Origin of the sequence: Bradyrhizobium ganzhouense (assembly GCF_049949285.1) — a bacterium.
GTDB classification, from domain to species: Bacteria; Pseudomonadota; Alphaproteobacteria; order Rhizobiales; family Xanthobacteraceae; genus Bradyrhizobium; species Bradyrhizobium ganzhouense.
This window is the reverse complement of the sequence record NZ_CP181318.1, coordinates 514,918-532,077: the sequence shown is the minus strand read 5'-3', so window position 1 is coordinate 532,077 and position 17,160 is coordinate 514,918. Positions and strand designations below refer to the sequence as shown.

Sequence of the window (17,160 nt, the reverse complement as noted above, 5' to 3'; positions counted from 1 at the left end):
CGGTCGCGGCCTTGCTAATGCTCTGAATTTACTTCCGCTTCCGGCGGCATAAGGGACATTGTCGGACTTGCTGCTGGCCCGGCCCTGTCGCGATTGACCCCAAGCCGACTCTGAACCCAAAGGTCCTGGCCGTGGAGTCCGTCCCACTGCGTACGAACCTCGAACCCAAGCCCAAAGCCTTTGCCCGTCTCTGGGCTTTGCGCAGGTCGCCAAATGCAGCTTGCGACTGGTCCTGTAATTACCGCTCACAGAAGCGAAACAAAGTGCTAAACTGCTTGCCGTCCCTCCGGCGTGGTTAGTCTGGTCGTTTCGAGGGTGCCGTGACTGAGCAGCGGGTTCATAGGCGATTGGCGGCGATCCTGGCCGCTGATGTGGTCGGCTATTCCGCGCTCATGGAACGCGACGAGGAAGCCACCTACGCCGAGTTCGAGCGGTTCAAGCGAGAATTGATCGAGCCTTGCCTCTCCCGCCACGAAGGCCGCCTGATCAAGACAACGGGCGATGGCGCGCTCGCAGAGTTCGCGAGTCCCTTATCCGCCATGAGATGCGCGGTTGAGATGCAGGACCATCTCGCCTCGGGCAGCAGTCCGCTAAGGTTACGTATCGGGCTTAACCTTGGTGACGTTATCGTTGGCCAGGACGGTGACCTTTACGGCGAGGGGATCAACATTGCTGTCCGGTTGGAGGGGATCGCCGATCGGGGCGGCATCCTGATTTCTGAAAAGGTATACAGCGAAGTTGAAGGCAAAGTGGACGTTGGCTTCGAGGATCGTGGCGTGCAGCTGCTCAAAAACATCTCCAGGCCGGTCCACACCTACGCGGTACGCGCTGGTGCGCATTGCGCGGCGACCGAAGGACCAAGCGCGGCCCTTCCACTCCCAGACAAACCGTCTATCGCCGTTCTCCCGTTCCAGAACATGTCCGGCGATCGCGAACAGGAGTATTTTGCCGACGGAATGGTCGAGGAGATCATCACTGCGCTCAGCCGCATCCGCTGGCTTTTTGTGGTCGCGCGCAACTCAAGCTTCACGTATAAAGGTCGTGCCGTAGACGTGACGCAAGTCGGCCGCGAACTTGGCGTTCGCTATGTTTTGGAGGGGTCCGTCCGTAAGGCCGGAAGCCGCATACGCATCACCGGCCAGTTGATCGACGCGGTCAGCGCCGCTCATCTCTGGGCCGACCACTTCGACGGTCCGCTCGATGATGTTTTCGACATTCAGGATAAGGTCGCAATAGCTGTTGCTGGCGTTATCGAGCCCGCGCTGGTGGCGGCCGAAATACGTCGATCGATTCAACGACAGACCACCCACGTCACGGCCTACGACCTCTTTCTCCGCGCCCGCGCCGAGGCAATGGCGTGGGAAAAGCACCGATTGCTTCGCGCACTCGATCTACTCAGGCGAGCGATGGAGTTCGACCCCTATTACGGACCGGCGCTGGTGCTGGCAGCTCAGTGCCATCAAAATCTTCATTTGAACGACTGGGGCGGGGACGCGGAAAGCGAACGCCAACAAAGTATCGAACTTGCTCGCCGTGGGCTTCGAGCTTCCGGTGATGACCCCTATGTCCTCGGCGAGGCCGCGTTCGTGGTCGGCTACTTCGAGCACGATATCGAGCCGGCGATCGTTTTGATCGACCGGTCTCTTGAGCTCAATCCGAGCTTTGCAATAGGCTGGTTCCGGAGCGGATGGCTCAGGCTCTGGGCCGGACAAATCGACCTCGGCATCGAGCACTTCGAAAACTCCCTGCGCTTGAATCCACTGCGGCCGGCCCCAGCTTCGTTCGGGATCGCCGTCGGTCACTTCTTCGCTGGCCGCCTGGAAAGTGCGGCGATGATGATGCGCCTCTCGCTGCAGGAAAACCCGACTTGGCCGCCGTGCTATCGCTTTCTGGCTTCCTGTTGCGCGCATCTGGGGCGCCTCGACGAGGCGCGAGCGATCATCGAGCGGCTGCGGGATATCACCCCTGCGGTAATTCCCAGAGCCGAACACTGGCGTGTCCAAAAGCAACGAGAGTTCTTCCTGGAGGGGCTACGCTTGGCTGCGGGCGAGACGAAATGATTGAGCGGCTGCTCGGCCGCGCCGGCTGACTGCTGCTTTTGACCTGAGCCGACATTGGTTGGCGAGGGCAGAGTAACCCTGTGCAATCCATCGAAATTGAATAAGGCCACTGGCAATATGTCCAGCGGCCTTCGCACTTAACGTCGTTCGCTGGGCGGCGCCCCCGACTAGAGATCGATGCCAACAGCGATGTTACGGCCCTGTAGTTCGGCAATCTTCATTCCGTCAGCCTGCACCTGCGCGAACTCCGGGTCCTTTGCTACGGCCTCCTGCACTTTGCCGTAAACTTCCCAACTGGAGTAGCGCGTCGCAACCAGCAACTCTCCTGCCCACGTGCCAGTGTGGAAACGGGATAGCCGAAGAAATTCAGCACCATGTTTTTCGAAGATTGTCTTCGCCCGCCTAACAATCTGGATCATTTCGTCGGGCTTGTCGGTTTTGAAACGAGTAAATTGCACGATCGGCATGGGCTACCTCCATAGTGATTGAAATGTCCAAGAGGCATGTATCGAGCGACGGTTGGGGAGCGAATCTCAATGCGATCTCGATGAAAGTTTGTCTTCATCGATTGATTTTGGTTCAGGTTTTGCAAGCAACACTGTCGGTTCTCGGCGGATGGGCTCGCATCGTTACCGCGTAATGATCTCGGTGTAATGAATCGAGGCCGGGAATGTCGCGTTGGCCGAAGCGGCGGTCCCGGAATGTCTGCTGTAGCTTCGCTGTTGGGGGCTAAGCGGACAACCAGCCAACCGACCCAAAATGACGCGACTGCCCCTTAGCCGACCTTGGCTCAAGCACCACGGCATCCCACAGGCGCAGTGACCCGTGACGTCGCCACGGGCAACATCGGGGAACTTCGTCGGGCAGGATGCGGACGAGCAAGCGTATCCTGTCCTTCACTGGCTGTGGAAACAGGCTAAGGTCGCAGCGCCATCAAGGGTTGAAAGGACAAGCGCGATGACCACAATCAAGCTCTTGGCAACTGGAGTGATCGCGATCACCATGCTTACAACGACCGCCATGGCTCGCGAGAAATTCGCAGCCGGGCGAACGCGCATCACAGTACACGGCACACCCTGTCATATATTCAATACCGGCCCCGGCGGCTGCTGGATTGTCTGGGAGGGCATTCCAATATGGTTCGGTCCGTCGGTCCGGGGCGTGCCCGGCCACATTTGCGACGAGAGCGACAATGCGAGGATATGTTGAGATGCGACGGCCATGCCGCGACAATCTTTTGACAGAAGCCCGATGCTCGTCGGCGTCGAATTGGGCTACTGTCGAGCGTCTGCATCTGGCCCATCGCGTCATTTCGCTGCGATACGGAATTTGATCGCTACCGGGGCATAGCGGACTCTCGCGAGCCGTCAGCTCGGCCGATTTATGGGTTCACGGCCTAGAAAAACAAGGGTGGGTGCAATGCCAAGGATCAATCGGGACGGCGTCGGAATCTATTACGAAGTACATGGCGACGGGCCGCCGCTGCTGCTGACCCACGGCTATTCCTCGACCTCGGCGATGTGGCATGGGCAGGTCGATGCACTTTCGAAGGACCACAAGCTGATCCTGTGGGACATGCGCGGCCACGGCCAGTCCGATTATCCCGATGATCCCAAAGCCTACAGCGAAGCGCTCACGGTCGGCGACATGGCGGCGATCCTCGATGCCGTCGGCGCCAGGCGCGCCATCATCGGCGGGCTCTCGCTCGGCGGCTACATGTCGCTCGCGTTCTACCGCGCCCATCCGACCCGCACGCGAGCACTGCTGATCATCGACACCGGTCCCGGCTTCAAGAAAGACGACGCGCGCGAGACCTGGAATGCGCGCGCGCTCGCCACCGCCGACAAGCTCGATCGTGAAGGCCTCGACGTGCTGAAAGCCGCGACCCGCGAGCGCGCCACCGCCAGCCATCGCGACGCCAAGGGACTGGCACTGGCCGCGCGCGGCATGCTGACCCAGCGCGATGCCAAAGTGATGGAGCTGCTGCCCGACATCAAGGTGCCGTCGCTGATCGTGGTCGGCGCCGACGACACGCCGTTCCTGGCGGCGTCGGACTACATGGCGGCAAAAATCCCCGGCGCACAAAAGGTCGTGATCCCCGCGGCCGGACACGCCGTCAACATCGATCAGCCCCAAGCTTTTGTTGACGCCGTGGTGCCTTTCCTGAAGAACTTGCCGGGATAGGCGGTCATACAGGGATCACGGCTATGAAGCGGGCAATCTTGGCTGCAGGCGCAGCGCTTCTCTCAATGGCAGCGTCGGTGCAAGCCGAGCCGTTCGGGACGGTGCCGCTGCGCCGCCCCTTCGTCGACACCTTGTCGAACAATACGCCCCTGGCGTTCGGGATGGATGCGGAGCAGACCGCGCACGTCCTCGGACAGCCCTTGCAATACGTCAAAGGGCGCCCCGGCAACGAGATCTATCTTGCGCTTCGCGACGTCGGCGGCAGCGGATTGGTGCCATACCGCCACCGCCTGTTCCTGCAATTCCGTCATGGACGGCTGGCAGGATGGAAGGAGGACTACGGCGAGAACTGGATGTGGGAGTGAGCCCTATCCCCTCATGGTGAGGCGGCGCGTGAGCGCCGTCTCGAACCATGAAGGCCCCCGGCTGCTACATCTCGGCCTCTATCCTTCGAGACGCGCTGACGCGCTCCTCAGGATGAGGGTTAGGAGTTGAGATTTCAGATCGACAAGCAAGAAGGACAACCCGCGTGGGACAAGACATCAAGCTGACAGCGTCGGACAAATTCCAGCTCGGCGCCTATCGCGCCGATCCGGCCAGCGCGCCGAAGGGCGCGGTGGTGGTGATCCAGGAGATTTTTGGCGTCAATCACCACATCCGTTCGGTCTGCGACCGCCTCGCAGGCGAAGGCTATGTCGCGATCGCGCCGTCGATCTTCGATCGCACCGCGCCGGGCTTCCAGTCGGGCTACACGCCCGATGAGATCGCCGAGGCGCGAAAATTCGTCGCCAATCCCGATTGGGAGGCGATGCTGCGCGACACCCAGGCCGCGATCGATGCGGTGAAGAGCGTCGGCCCGGTCAGCATCATCGGCTTCTGCCTTGGCGGCAGCATCGCCTTTGTCGCGGCGACGCGGCTCACCGGCCTGACGGCCGCGATCGGCTATTACGGCGGCGCTGTCGTGCGCTTTGCCGACGAGAAACCGAAGGTGCCGACGCAGCTGCATTTCGGCGAGAAGGATGCCGGCATTCCGCTGACCGACGTCGAGACCGTCAAGGCAAAGCGGCCCGATGTCGAGGTCTTCATCTATCCCGGCGCGCAGCACGGCTTCCATTGCGACGAGCGGCCGAGCTACGACAAGGCCAGCTCGGATATCGCCTGGCCGCGCAGCATGGCGTTTTTCGCGAAGCATTTGACGAAGTAGCGCGGGCGCCCTCTCACCACTGTCATTCTGGGATGCGCCGTCAGGCGCAGGCCCGGAATCCATAACCACAAGCCGGGGTTATGGATTCCGGGCTCGCGACTTCGTCGCGCCCCGGAATGACGAGAGGAGAGAGTTGCGCCGCCTCTCGAAGCAGGAATCGGGTGGCTGCATCGCGGCGCGCGGCGATAGAGCTGGCTGATCAAGCCAGGTCACGCCGGGAGAGCGTCATGCAGCAGGCCAACACGAACCTCGTCATCCGCAATCCTTTCGGCACCATGGACGTGCCGGAGCCCGGCAATTCCGAAGTCATGGACTATGCCGCAACCGCCTCGCTGGCCGGCAATGCCGCCGACGGCAATGCGGGGAGTTGGGCTCCCGTTCTCGCGCTCTCCGACCCGCTCGACGGCATCTGGGCGAGCCGCTGGAACGGCGGCGCCGATCCGACCATCGCCGGCGATACGCCGGAGACATGGAAGCAGGGCCGCGCGGAGGTCCGCGTCATGGGCGAGCGGATTTACCTGCGGTTCGATTGGGACAGTGGCCGACGGCACGGACTGATCGATGCGCGCCGCGAGAGCGGCAATCGTCTGGTCGGGAAATACATCAACCTGACCAATCCCGCGATCATGCGGCCATGGGTCGGACTTGTTGTCGATGCCACGCGCATCGACGGATGCTTTCCGAACGGGCGGCTCGATTTTCGAAGGTGACACTCCGTCGTCATTCCGGGGCGCGCGTAGCGCGAGCTATGACGCGCAATTGCGCGTCATAGAATCCATTGTGCGGCAGAGACGGTGGAGGGATGGATTCTCAGGTGCGCAATTGCGCACCATAGCTCGCGACTTCGTCGCGCCCCGGAATGACAGCGAGCTAGAACCAGCGCTCGCCGACGAACACGGTGTCGCCAGGGCTGACGGGTGTGCCGAGCGGCACGACGGCGCGCATGGCGCCGCCGCCTTCCGTGTGCGTGACAGTCACCACGTCGCGCTTGGCGCGCGGCGAGAAACCGCCGGCGATCGCCACTGCGCTCTCGACCGTCATGTTGGGCACGTAGGGGTATTGGCCAGGTGCTGCGACTTCGCCGAGGATGAAGAACGGCCGATAGGACTCGATCTCCACAGCGACCGACGGCTCGCGGATGTAGCCGTTGCGCAGGCGCGCGGCGATTTCACCAGCGAGCCCTGCGGTGGTGCGGCCACGCGCCGGCACCGCGCCGATCAGCGGCATGGTGATGGAGCCGCCGGCATCGATGGCGTAGCTGTTGGTGAGACCTTCCTGGCCATAGACCACGACGCGCAGCTTGTCGCCGGCATCGAGGTGATAGGAGGCGTCGTAGCGCACGGGTGGTGCCACCATCGGCGCCGCATAGGCGACCGGCTCGGGGCCGGGACCCGACGCAAAGGAATTGCTGAGCGCGGCAATGGCGCCGCCGCCGCTGTTGGCAACGACGACGGGCTGCGGAGCGCTATAGGGCTGGCCATAGGCCATGGCGTCGAGATCGGGACGGGTCTGCACGTAAGCGACGGGGCCGGTGGTCTGCATGCAGCCGCCCAGGGCCAGCGCGGCGGACGCTGCCAAGATCGACCATCGAAACGCGCGTGCAACCGGCACCGGACCATCCCTGAAAACGAGACAGCTTCAGTGATGCACCCGGTATGGTTAACAAAGGGTTGAGGGGGGTTTGGGCGCGACAATGCGAGCCGCACACTCCGTCATGCCCGGGCTTGTCCCGCCTGCGCGGCCGAAGCCGCTTCGGCGCGGCGAAGGCCCGGGCATGACGAGAGCTTGCGTTTGGATCAGGCGCTCACGCCAACCCCGATCGGACACGAGACGCCGGTGCCGCCCAGACCGCAATAGCCGGCGGGATTCTTTGCCAGATATTGCTGATGATAGTCCTCGGCGAAATAGAATGGGCCGGCCGGCGCGATCTCGGTGGTGATGGCGCCGAGACCCTTCGCGCCGAGCGCCTTCTGATAGAGCGCCTTCGACTCGTCGGCCGCCTTCTTCTGCGCGTCGGAGTAAGTGTAGATCGCGCTTCGGTACTGCGTGCCGACATCGTTGCCCTGGCGCATGCCCTGCGTCGGGTTGTGGTTCTCCCAGAACGTCTTCAGGAGCTTCTCGTAAGAGATCTTCTTCGGATCGAACACGACCAGCACCACTTCGGTGTGGCCGGTGCGTCCCGAACAGGTCTCTTCATAGGTCGGGTTCGGCGTATGACCGCCGGCATAGCCGACGGCGGTCGCATGGATGCCGTCGCCGAGCTCCCAGAATTTGCGCTCGGCGCCCCAGAAGCAGCCGAGCCCGAACACGGCCTGCTCGAGACCTGCCGGATAAGGCGGCGCGAGCTTCGCGCCGTTGACGAAATGGATGCTCGCGGTCGGAATCGGTTGCGCACGACCGGGCAGCGCGTCAGCTGCGCTCGGCAGTGCGGTGGTCTTGCGCATGAACAGCATGATCGGATCTCCGAAGAAACGAGCTTCGCGCGCCTGAGCCAGGTGCTGAGGCGGCGTGCTCGCGATCGAGTGGGGAATATAAGTCTTTACGCAGCAAGCGGCAGTGTTGTTACGCCGCGCGCCTCGTCTCAGGTCAGTCCCGGCGGGAATTGAAAGATCAATCCCGGCGGGAATTGAAGATCAATCCCGGGAATAGCCGATCAGCGGCTTGCGCGGGCGGAACAGGATCATCAGCAAAATGCCGAGGAGGCCGAGGACTGCGAAAACCGGCTGGTCCAGCACCAGGCGGATCACCGAGGTCCAGAGCCAGGGCGCCTTGGCCTCGACCCAGGTCCGGAAGGCCGACTGGCTGGCCTGGTTGATATCGTTCCAGAACTGCCCGAACCGGGTGAAGCGCAGGGACTGGTCGGCCACCCAGCGGGCACCGTCATAGACCATGAAGAAGAACCCGCCGGCGAGCAGCAACAAGCCAATCAGTCGGAAAAAGCCGCGGATCATGCCCTACCCTCTACGGCCATCCGGTCGGACGACCCCTGGAAACGCTGACGGAATGCCGTCAGGCAATAGCCGGGAGACGGCAGAAATTCAACCTCATCAGGGCGTTACGGCCCCCTCGGCGGGCCCTTGGGCCTGCTTTTCCAGTCCCTAAAGCGTTGACGGTGCCAAAGACCCCCTCTATAAGGGCGCCAACTGGCGGTGGGCGCAATCCTGCCGCCGCTGTTCTTTGAGCAGTTGCAGGCTCTTTTGAGCCTCAGAGATGGCCGCAAGGCTTATCGCTCATGTTCCGGGAACGGCCCAGCAACCGAACACCCTAAATCCGAGCGTCGATTCCGCGGTCAAGCTGCCGGCGCTACCCGACCAAGACGCGACCGGTACCCGCAAAGGACATTGAGACCATGGCCAACACTACCTCCGCCAAGAAAGCGACGCGCAAGATCGCCCGCCGCACCGCCGTCAACAAGTCGCGCCGCACCCAGATGCGCGGTGCCGTGCGTCACGTCGAGGAAGCCATCGCGACCGGCGATCGCGCCGCCGCCGTCAAGGCGCTGGCCAATGCCGAGCCCGCGCTGATGCGCGCCGCCCAGCGCAACATCATTCACAAGAACAACGCCAGCCGCAAAGTCTCGCGCCTCACCGCGCAGATCGCCAAGCTCGCCAAGTAAGCTCGTCAACGCGACCCGATCGTCTCATCGGATCGGCTGAGGCGAACATCGCACAGGTCAATCGGCCCGGCTTCGCGCCGGGCTTTTTGTTGCCTGTCACAATTCCCGCTTGCGGTCTTTGGGCGGCCAAGCTTCCGTTGGAAGATACTTGTCGTCTTCGCCATGCTGCGCCGGTAAATTTGCCTGCCGTTGTTTTTGCAACAGCGGAAACTTTCACTGCGCTGCGAAGAGCCGCTGCGGGGCGGGCTTAAGTTGAATTCTCGCACACGCGAGTTCTGCACACCGTAGTTTTCCCGGGACATGCTTCGCGATGGGGTTACCCTGCGAAACGAGACTCAAAAAACGATGTCTCGCTAATCACTTATCGACATAGCAGCGCCAAGCATTTGGAAAATTCGTGCACACGGCACGCGCGTGACGCTTTTGTAAAAAATTTTTGGTCGTGGCTGAGAATTGTCACATGACGCGTCGCATTTTCGAATCTGTGCACGAATCCAAAAACTTGCTCTCAAGCCTGTGAACAACTCGTGCGCGGCGTTAACGCTGGTCAAGATTTTAAACGCCTCAAGTGTGAATCAATTTCGTTGCGAGTCTTTCCGCTTGGTGTATTCCTTAAGTCGTTCGCGGCGCCCACGATCTTGAGACCAGCGCGGTTTTAGAAACGGGGCGGCGTGCAAATCGGCGGCGGTGTGCACGTAGGCGACGCTTCAACAAGCGATTGTCGGATCAAAACCTACAGCAATGTGGGACCGGTGGCTTTTTGTCTGAATGTCTCCAGGCGGGATTTTTCTCAATCTCGCTCGCGCCAGGCGCAAAATGAGGGACGTCATGAAGCTACCCCGACACGCATGATGGCGTAGCCGAGCGGACGAACAGTGCAGACGGGCGGGGCATCGGCGACTTCAGTCGCTGTTGTCTTCTAGGACACGCAGGACCTTGCCGTGAGTAATCACGGCAGGACGGGGAGGTATCATGTCTTACGGACTCTACGCGGTATTGAAACAAGCATCCATTTCCACCGATGCCGTTCTGGATCCGTCGGACCTCCAGCCTCCCGCGTGTGACGGGGCGCCGAGTACGCGCTGACCTCGCGAACACTCCATCTCTGACATCGCTGATCTGACCGCGGCGTTCGCGCCGAACGGCAGAGCTATGCCCGACGATGGCCTCGCTTGAGGTCGCGCCATTGCAGAAACCCTGATGGCAGGAACTCTGCATGGCGTTCACAACGCAAACTTACCTCTCAAGAAAAGTTCTCAAATGATGACGACATCGGAACAGGATCGCTGGTCACGCGTGAAGAATCGGCTGCGCTCGAACGTTGGCGAAGACGTCTATACGAGCTGGTTTGCGCGCATGGATCTCGAAGGCGTGCAGGAGGAGAGCGTGCGTCTCTCGGTGCCGACCCGCTTCCTGAAGAGCTGGATCCAGGCCCACTATGCCGAGCGCGTGCTGACGTGCTGGCAGGCCGAGATGCCGGAAGTGCATCGCATCGATCTCACCGTCCGCTCCGCGGTGCGCCCCGTGGTGCAGCCGAAGGAAGCGCCCGCGCCGGTCGAGACGCGTCGTGCGCCGGCGGCTGAACTGCGCTCGACGGCGACCGCGCCGGTCTCCGCCAATCATGATGCGCTCGGCGGCTCGCCGCTCGATCCGCGCCTGACCTTTGCAAGCTTCGTCGTCGGCCGCTCCAACACGCTGGCGCATGCCGCCGCGCGTCAGGTCGCCGAAGGCCGCCGAGGCGATCCCGTCATGTTCAACCCGCTCTACATCCATGCCGGCGTCGGCCTCGGCAAGACGCACCTCTTGCAGGCGGTGACCTGGGCCGGCAATTCCGGCAACGAGCGCAAGGTGCTCTATCTCACCGCGGAAAAATTCATGTACGGCTTCGTCGCCGCGCTGAAGACGCAGACCGCGCTCGCCTTCAAGGAAGCGCTCCGCGGCATCGACGTGCTCGTCATCGACGATCTCCAGTTCCTGCAGGGCAAGTCGACGCAGGCCGAGTTCTGTCACACGCTGAACGCGCTGATCGATGCCGGCCGTCAGGTCGTGATCGCGGCCGACCGTCCGCCGTCCGATCTCGAAAGCCTGGATGACCGCGTCCGCTCGCGTCTGGCCGGCGGCCTCGTGGTCGAGATGGGCTCGCTCGGCGAAGAGCTGCGCCACGGCATTCTCAAATCGCGCGTCGCAGCCGCCCGCGCCCATCATGCGACCTTCGACGTGCCGGAAGAGGTGCTGCATTATCTGGCGCGCACCATCACCCATAACGGCCGCGACCTCGAAGGCGCGATCAACCGCCTGCTGGCGCACTCGAAGCTCAACAACCAGCCGGTGACGCTGGAGATGGCCGAGCGCGAGGTGCGCGACCTGATCCGGCCGCAGGAGCCGAAGCGGATCAAGATCGAGGACATCCAGCGCGTGGTGGCACGGCAGTATAATGTCAGCCGCTCCGACCTGCTGTCCTCGCGCCGGACCGCCAATGTGGTGCGTCCGCGCCAGGTGGCGATGTACCTGGCCAAGACGCTGACCCTGCGCTCGCTCCCCGAGATCGGCCGCCGCTTCGGTGGCCGCGACCACACCACGGTGCTGCACGCCGTGCGCAAGATCGAGGCACTGGTTTCCAAGGACAATGCGCTGTCCGAGGAGGTCGAGTCGCTCAAGCGCCAGCTTCAGGAATAAACGCCTACGGCTCCTGCCGTTCTGCCGCCGCCCCGGCCATGCCTGGGCGGCGGCTTCGTTTTCGCCTGTAAATCGTGGGGAACTGCTCCCCAATCCCTTGAATCCGGGGGCCATCCGCGCCACCTTGCGCGACCCTGACGGCTTTGGTCATATTGGCTGGATGATCCGGCTTTCCGGGGTCTTCGGTGCCGCGGCGCGCTTTCCTCCGCCCGGCTTTTTCCGTCTTTGGGGATCGGGCGAGTAGTGCAATGAAGGTTACGGTCGAACGCGCGCAACTCCTGAAGTCGCTGGGCCATGTCCATCGCGTGGTCGAGCGCCGCAACACGATTCCGATCCTGGGCAACGTGCTGGTCCGCGCCGAGAACGCGAAATTGTCGCTGAAAGCGACCGACCTCGACCTCGAGGTCACCGAGACGCTGCCCGCGGAAACCGCCACGGCCGGCTCCACCACCGTGCCGGCGCACATGTTCTACGACATCGTGCGCAAGCTGCCGGATGGCTCGCAGATCGTGCTGGAAGCCGACGGCGATCGCGCGGTGCTCGCGATCCGCGCCGGCCGCTCGCGCTTCACGCTGCAGACCCTGCCGGAGAACGACTTCCCGGATCTCGCCGCCGGCGACCTGTCGCATTCGTTCTCGCTCGCCGCCAAGGACGTCAAGCGGCTGATCGACCGCACCCAGTTCGCGATCTCGACCGAAGAGACCCGCTATTACCTCAACGGCATCTATCTGCACGCTGCCGGCACCGCGAAGGCCGCGACCTTGCGCGGCGTCGCCACCGACGGCCACCGCCTCGCCCAGCTCGACCTGGTCCAGCCCAAGGGCGCCGAGGGCATGCCCGGCGTGATCGTGCCGCGGAAAACCGTCGGCGAGGTGCAGCGTCTGATCGAGGACAACGATGCCGAGGTCACGATCGAGCTGTCGCAGGCCAAGATCCGCTTCACCATCGGCAATGTGGTCCTGACCTCGAAGCTGATCGACGGCACTTTCCCCGATTACGGCCGCGTCATTCCGCAGGGCAACGACAAGGAGCTCGTGGTCGACAAGAAGGATTTCGAGAACGCGGTCGATCGCGTCTCCACCATCTCCAGCGAGCGCGGCCGCGCGGTAAAATTGTCGCTGTCGCCGGGCAAGCTGGTGCTGTCGGTGACCAACCCGGATTCCGGCAGCGCCACCGAAGAGATCGAGGTCGAGTACGCCTCCGACGCGCTCGATATCGGCTTCAACTCCCGCTATCTGCTCGACATCGCCGCCCAGATCGAAGGCGACGTCGCCACCCTGAAGCTCGCCGATCCCGGCTCGCCGACCCTGGTGCAAGACCGCGACGACAAGAGCGCGCTGTACGTGCTGATGCCGATGCGGGTGTAAGGGCTACCGGCCTCTCCACGTACTAACTACATCCGTCATGGCCGGGCTTGTCCCGGCCATCCACGTCTTAAGAGCCAAGAACGTGGATGCCCGACACAAGGCCGGGCATGACGAAAAGCGGATCCCATGACCCCCTCCCGCATTCATCGCCTGACGCTGACGCATTTTCGCAATTATCGGGCGGCGGGGCTCGAGACGGCGGCTGACATGGTGGCGCTGGTCGGGCCGAACGGGGCGGGCAAGACCAATTGCATCGAGGCGATCTCGTTCCTGTCGCCCGGGCGCGGCCTGCGGCGCGCCACGCTGGAGGACGTCGCCGACAACCAGGGCGACGGCTCCTGGGCAGTGTCCGCGCAGGTCGAGGGCGCTTTAGGCTTGGCAACGCTCGGCACCGGCATCGAGCCGCCGCGCGCGGACAGCGCGGTCAGCCGGCGCTGCCGCATCGACCGCGAGCCGGTGACTTCGGCGGCCGCGTTCGGCGACCATCTCCGCATGGTGTGGCTGACGCCGGCGATGGACGGACTGTTCATGGGCGCGGCTTCCGAGCGGCGGCGCTTCTTCGACCGCCTGGTGCTCGCGATCGACAGCGAGCATTCCAGCCGCATCAACGCGCTCGAACGCTCGCTGCGGTCGCGCAACCGCTTGCTCGAGACGCGCAATTACGACGACCATTGGTGTGACGCGATCGAGCGCGAGACCGCCGAGCTCGCGGTCGCGGTGGCCGCCACGCGCGGCCAGACCGCGGCGCGGCTGACCGGCATGCTGAACACGCGCGCGCTGGCATCCGCGTTTCCGTCGGCAAAGATCGCGCTCGACGGCTGGATGGAGAACGCGCTGCTGACCGAAACCGCGACCTCGGTCGAGGACCGCTACCGCCAGATCCTGCGCGACAACCGCCCGCGCGATGCGATTGCCGGCCGCACTACCGACGGCCCGCATCTGACCGATCTCCAGGTGATCTATGCGCCGAAAAGCATGCCCGCGCGCGATGCCTCCACCGGCGAGCAGAAGGCGCTCTTGATCGGCCTCGTGCTGGCGCATGCGACGCTGGTCGCCGAGATGACCGGCATCGTGCCGCTGCTGCTGCTCGACGAGGTCGTCGCCCATCTCGATCCAAACCGGCGCGCGGCGCTGTTCGAGGAGCTGTGCAAGCTCGGCGCGCAGGTCTGGCTCACCGGCGCGGACCCGGCCGCGTTTGCCGAGATCGGCGCCGGCGGCGAAGTCTTTGACGTCGAGAGCGGGCGCGTTTCCGCCCGGCGATAGGCCCCGGACGCAAGCCCCCGCACACCGGGGAAATGCGGTCATTTTCGACGCGAAAAATAGCCCCGAATCGCGCTTTTTGCGGCGCCCGGAATCGGCCTTCAGAGGCCTTGAAAATCGGCCAAAAATCCCTACTTTCTCAAAGGGTTGCTGGAAGATACTTTGCGCTAGGCGCAAGCGGTCTTTCATGGCACAAATAGCCTGCAAATCAGCGCCTTTTGCGCGGCTGATTCGGGCGACATCTCGAAGGCCTCTCATGACAGAACCTGCTCGGCAGACGCCTGCCGAAAACGAGCCCTCAAATCCGAGCGATTACGGGGCGGAATCGATCCGCGTGCTCAAGGGGCTCGATGCCGTTCGCAAGCGTCCCGGCATGTATATCGGCGACACCGATGACGGCTCGGGCCTGCACCACATGGTCTACGAGGTCGTCGACAACGCCATCGACGAAGCGCTGGCAGGACACGCCTCCCGCGTCGACGTCGTGCTCAATGCCGACAATTCCGTCACCGTGCGCGACGACGGCCGCGGCATTCCCGTCGACATCCACAAGGGCGAAGGCATCTCGGCGGCCGAGGTCATCATGACCCAGCTGCACGCCGGCGGAAAATTCGACCAGAACTCCTACAAGGTCTCCGGCGGTTTGCACGGCGTCGGCGTCTCCGTCGTCAACGCGCTGTCGAGCAAGCTCGGCTTGCGCATCTGGCGCGACAACAAGGAGCACTACATCGAGTTCGCGCATGGCGATGCGGTTGCACCGCTGGCCGTCGTCGGCGATGCGCCGGGCAAGCGCGGCACCGAGGTGACGTTCCACGCCTCCCCCGAGACCTTCAAGAACATCGAATATGATTTCGCCACGCTGGAGCACCGGCTGCGCGAGCTCGCCTTCCTCAATTCCGGCGTCAACATCGCCCTCTCCGACATGCGTCACGCAGTCGAGAAGCGCGAGGAGATGCACTATTCCGGCGGCGTCGAGGAATTCGTCAAATATCTCGACCGCAACAAGAAGGCGATCGTGCCGGCACCGATCATGGTGCGCGCGGAAGCCAATGGCATCGGCGTCGAGGCCGCATTGTGGTGGAACGACAGCTACCATGAGAACGTGCTGTGCTTCACCAACAACATCCCGCAGCGCGACGGCGGCACCCATCTCGCCGGCTTCCGCGGCGCGCTGACGCGCCAGGTCAACGGCTATGCCGAGGCCAATGCAAAGAAGGAAAAGATCGCGCTGACCGGCGACGACTGCCGCGAAGGCTTGACGGCCGTGCTGTCGGTGAAGGTGCCGGACCCGAAGTTTTCGTCGCAGACCAAGGACAAGCTGGTGTCCTCGGAAGTGCGGCCGGTGGTCGAGAACGTGCTCAACGAGGCGCTCCAGGCCTGGTTCGAGGAGCATCCGTCTGAAGCCAAGATGATCGTCGGCAAGGTGATCCAGGCGGCGGCTGCGCGCGAAGCTGCGCGAAAGGCGCGCGAGCTGACGCGCAAGAGCCCGCTGTCGGTCTCCTCGCTGCCCGGCAAGCTCGCCGACTGCCAGGAAAAGGATCCGGCCAAGTCGGAACTCTTCATCGTCGAGGGTGACTCGGCAGGCGGCAGCGCCAAGCAGGGCCGCAACCGCGAATTCCAGGCGGTGCTGCCGCTGCGCGGCAAGATCCTGAACGTGGAGCGCGTGCGCCCCGACAAGATGCTGGGAAGCGAGCAGATCGGTACGCTGATCACGGCGCTCGGCACCGGCATCAGCGACGAGTTCTCGATCGAGAAGCTGCGCTACCACAAGATCATCGTCATGACGGACGCCGACGTCGACGGCGCCCACATCCGCACGCTCTTGCTCACTTTCTTCTACCGGCAGATGCGCGACATCATCGACGGCGGTTATCTTTATATCGCCCAGCCGCCGCTCTATAAGGTTTCGCGTGGCAAGTCAGAGCAATATCTGAAGGACGAGCGGGCGCTCGAGGATTATCTGATCGACACAGGCCTCGACGACTGCGTGTTCATTCCCGGCGACGGCGGCGACCGTACCGGCCGCGATTTGCGCTCGCTGGTCGACGACGCCCGCACGGTCCGCAGCGTCCTGCGCAATCTGCACAGCCGCTACAATCGCAAAGTGATCGAGCAGGCCGCGATCACCGGCGTGCTGAACAAGGCGATCTACGGCGATCCCGAGAAGGCCGCCGCGGCCGCGCAATACATCGCCGGCCGCCTGGACAATCAGTCCGAGGAGGTCGAGCGCGGCTGGCTCGGCCAGTACGTGGAAGGCCAGGGTTTCCAGTTCGAGCGCACGGTGCGCGGCGTCAAGGAAGCCGCGGTCATCGACGACGCCTTCCTCGGCTCGGTCGAAGCCCGCAAGCTCGACGAATACACTATGAAGCTCCAGGACGTTTATGCCCGCCCTGGCAAGCTGCGGCGCAAGGACGTCGAGCACATGGTCTACGGCCCGGTCGACCTGTTCGAAGCAGTCACCGACGCCGGCCGCAAGGGCGTCACGCTCCAGCGCTACAAAGGTCTCGGCGAGATGAACCCGGAGCAGCTCTGGGAAACGACGCTGGATATCAATGCGCGCTCGCTGTTGCAGGTGAAGGTCAAGGAGGTCGACGAGGCCGACGACATCTTCACCAAGCTGATGGGCGACGTGGTCGAACCGCGCCGCGACTTCATCCAGGAACACTCGCTGAGCGCGACGATCGATATCTAGCGCTCGCTGCACCTCTCCCGCTTGCGGGAGAGGTCGGCGCGAAGCGCCGGGTGGGGGCTCTCTCCTCGCGGGGGTCTTCTCCGTAGATTTCGACACCCCCA

15 protein-coding genes are annotated in these 17,160 nt (G+C 63.3%); 11 read left to right on the top strand and 4 right to left on the bottom strand.

Features of this window, described 5'->3' with window-relative positions; genetic code table 11:
* The first annotated feature begins 320 nt into the window (after positions 1-320).
* A complete protein-coding gene (locus ACLFLU_RS02505; protein WP_426410790.1) occupies positions 321-2,060 on the top strand; it encodes an adenylate/guanylate cyclase domain-containing protein in 1,740 nt (579 codons plus the stop codon).
* Between the two features lie 167 nt (positions 2,061-2,227).
* Here the strand turns inward: ACLFLU_RS02505 and ACLFLU_RS02500 are convergent, their stop codons facing one another.
* Positions 2,228-2,527: a hypothetical protein gene (locus ACLFLU_RS02500; RefSeq protein ID WP_426410789.1), complete on the bottom strand. Its 300-nt coding sequence runs from the start codon at positions 2,525-2,527 to the stop codon at positions 2,228-2,230.
* A gap of 490 nt (positions 2,528-3,017) precedes the next feature.
* Between ACLFLU_RS02500 and ACLFLU_RS02495 the strand changes: the two genes are divergently transcribed.
* From ACLFLU_RS02495 to ACLFLU_RS02475, 5 genes are all read left to right on the top strand, one after another.
* Complete coding sequence (locus ACLFLU_RS02495; protein ID WP_426410788.1) at positions 3,018-3,269, top strand: hypothetical protein; 252 nt, start codon at positions 3,018-3,020, stop codon at positions 3,267-3,269.
* Between the two features lie 210 nt (positions 3,270-3,479).
* Positions 3,480-4,244 (top strand): alpha/beta fold hydrolase, encoded by a 765-nt coding sequence (locus ACLFLU_RS02490; RefSeq protein WP_426410787.1) that lies wholly within the window; start codon positions 3,480-3,482, stop codon positions 4,242-4,244.
* Between the two features lie 23 nt (positions 4,245-4,267).
* Positions 4,268-4,609, top strand: coding sequence for a hypothetical protein (locus ACLFLU_RS02485; protein WP_426410786.1), 342 nt, complete (start codon positions 4,268-4,270; stop codon positions 4,607-4,609).
* A gap of 164 nt (positions 4,610-4,773) precedes the next feature.
* Positions 4,774-5,448: a dienelactone hydrolase family protein gene (locus ACLFLU_RS02480; RefSeq protein ID WP_426410785.1), complete on the top strand. Its 675-nt coding sequence runs from the start codon at positions 4,774-4,776 to the stop codon at positions 5,446-5,448.
* Between the two features lie 227 nt (positions 5,449-5,675).
* Positions 5,676-6,158: a hypothetical protein gene (locus tag ACLFLU_RS02475; protein ID WP_426410784.1), complete on the top strand. Its 483-nt coding sequence runs from the start codon at positions 5,676-5,678 to the stop codon at positions 6,156-6,158.
* Positions 6,159-6,318: 160 nt separating this feature from the next.
* Here ACLFLU_RS02475 and ACLFLU_RS02470 read toward each other — a convergent pair whose 3' ends face one another.
* The 3 genes from ACLFLU_RS02470 to ACLFLU_RS02460 form a co-directional block, all read right to left on the bottom strand.
* Entirely contained in the window at positions 6,319-7,059 is a 741-nt protein-coding gene (locus ACLFLU_RS02470) for a polysaccharide biosynthesis/export family protein (RefSeq protein ID WP_426410783.1), read from the bottom strand.
* 185 nt (positions 7,060-7,244) lie between these two features.
* Positions 7,245-7,901, bottom strand: coding sequence for a peptide-methionine (S)-S-oxide reductase MsrA (gene msrA / locus ACLFLU_RS02465; protein WP_426410782.1), 657 nt, complete (start codon positions 7,899-7,901; stop codon positions 7,245-7,247).
* A 180-nt stretch (positions 7,902-8,081) separates the two neighbouring features.
* Complete coding sequence (locus ACLFLU_RS02460; RefSeq protein WP_426410781.1) at positions 8,082-8,399, bottom strand: hypothetical protein; 318 nt, start codon at positions 8,397-8,399, stop codon at positions 8,082-8,084.
* Between the two features lie 398 nt (positions 8,400-8,797).
* Between ACLFLU_RS02460 and rpsT the strand changes: the two genes are divergently transcribed.
* From rpsT to gyrB, 5 genes are all read left to right on the top strand, one after another.
* On the top strand, positions 8,798-9,064 hold the full coding sequence (gene rpsT, locus ACLFLU_RS02455) for a 30S ribosomal protein S20 (protein ID WP_426410780.1): 267 nt from the start codon (positions 8,798-8,800) through the stop codon (positions 9,062-9,064).
* Between the two features lie 1,263 nt (positions 9,065-10,327).
* Positions 10,328-11,740: a chromosomal replication initiator protein DnaA gene (gene dnaA / locus ACLFLU_RS02450; RefSeq protein ID WP_426414197.1), complete on the top strand. Its 1,413-nt coding sequence runs from the start codon at positions 10,328-10,330 to the stop codon at positions 11,738-11,740.
* Between the two features lie 248 nt (positions 11,741-11,988).
* Positions 11,989-13,107 carry a DNA polymerase III subunit beta gene (gene dnaN / locus ACLFLU_RS02445; protein ID WP_426410779.1) on the top strand — a complete coding sequence of 373 codons (1,119 nt, stop codon included), beginning with the start codon at positions 11,989-11,991 and terminating at the stop codon, positions 13,105-13,107.
* Positions 13,108-13,233: 126 nt separating this feature from the next.
* The gene (gene recF / locus ACLFLU_RS02440; RefSeq protein ID WP_426410778.1) at positions 13,234-14,370 is read left to right on the top strand and encodes a DNA replication/repair protein RecF; all 1,137 of its coding nucleotides are present in this window, start codon (positions 13,234-13,236) and stop codon (positions 14,368-14,370) included.
* Between the two features lie 253 nt (positions 14,371-14,623).
* Entirely contained in the window at positions 14,624-17,059 is a 2,436-nt protein-coding gene (gene gyrB / locus ACLFLU_RS02435; protein ID WP_426410777.1) for a DNA topoisomerase (ATP-hydrolyzing) subunit B, read from the top strand.
* Positions 17,060-17,160: the final 101 nt, after the last annotated feature.

Excerpts from the sequence above, each read along its gene's own strand:
- ACLFLU_RS02500 (WP_426410789.1), bottom strand. The coding sequence starts at position 2,527 with ATGCCGATCGTGCAATTTACTCGTTTCAAAACCGACAAGCCCGACGAA.
- ACLFLU_RS02495 (WP_426410788.1), top strand. The coding sequence starts at position 3,018 with ATGACCACAATCAAGCTCTTGGCAACTGGAGTGATCGCGATCACCATG.
- ACLFLU_RS02490 (WP_426410787.1), top strand. The coding sequence starts at position 3,480 with ATGCCAAGGATCAATCGGGACGGCGTCGGAATCTATTACGAAGTACAT.
- ACLFLU_RS02485 (WP_426410786.1), top strand. The coding sequence starts at position 4,268 with ATGAAGCGGGCAATCTTGGCTGCAGGCGCAGCGCTTCTCTCAATGGCA.
- ACLFLU_RS02475 (WP_426410784.1), top strand. The coding sequence starts at position 5,676 with ATGCAGCAGGCCAACACGAACCTCGTCATCCGCAATCCTTTCGGCACC.
- msrA (WP_426410782.1), bottom strand. The coding sequence starts at position 7,901 with ATGCTGTTCATGCGCAAGACCACCGCACTGCCGAGCGCAGCTGACGCG.
- ACLFLU_RS02460 (WP_426410781.1), bottom strand. The coding sequence starts at position 8,399 with ATGATCCGCGGCTTTTTCCGACTGATTGGCTTGTTGCTGCTCGCCGGC.
- rpsT (WP_426410780.1), top strand. The coding sequence starts at position 8,798 with ATGGCCAACACTACCTCCGCCAAGAAAGCGACGCGCAAGATCGCCCGC.
- dnaA (WP_426414197.1), top strand. The coding sequence starts at position 10,328 with ATGACGACATCGGAACAGGATCGCTGGTCACGCGTGAAGAATCGGCTG.
- dnaN (WP_426410779.1), top strand. The coding sequence starts at position 11,989 with ATGAAGGTTACGGTCGAACGCGCGCAACTCCTGAAGTCGCTGGGCCAT.
- recF (WP_426410778.1), top strand. The coding sequence starts at position 13,234 with ATGACCCCCTCCCGCATTCATCGCCTGACGCTGACGCATTTTCGCAAT.
- gyrB (WP_426410777.1), top strand. The coding sequence starts at position 14,624 with ATGACAGAACCTGCTCGGCAGACGCCTGCCGAAAACGAGCCCTCAAAT.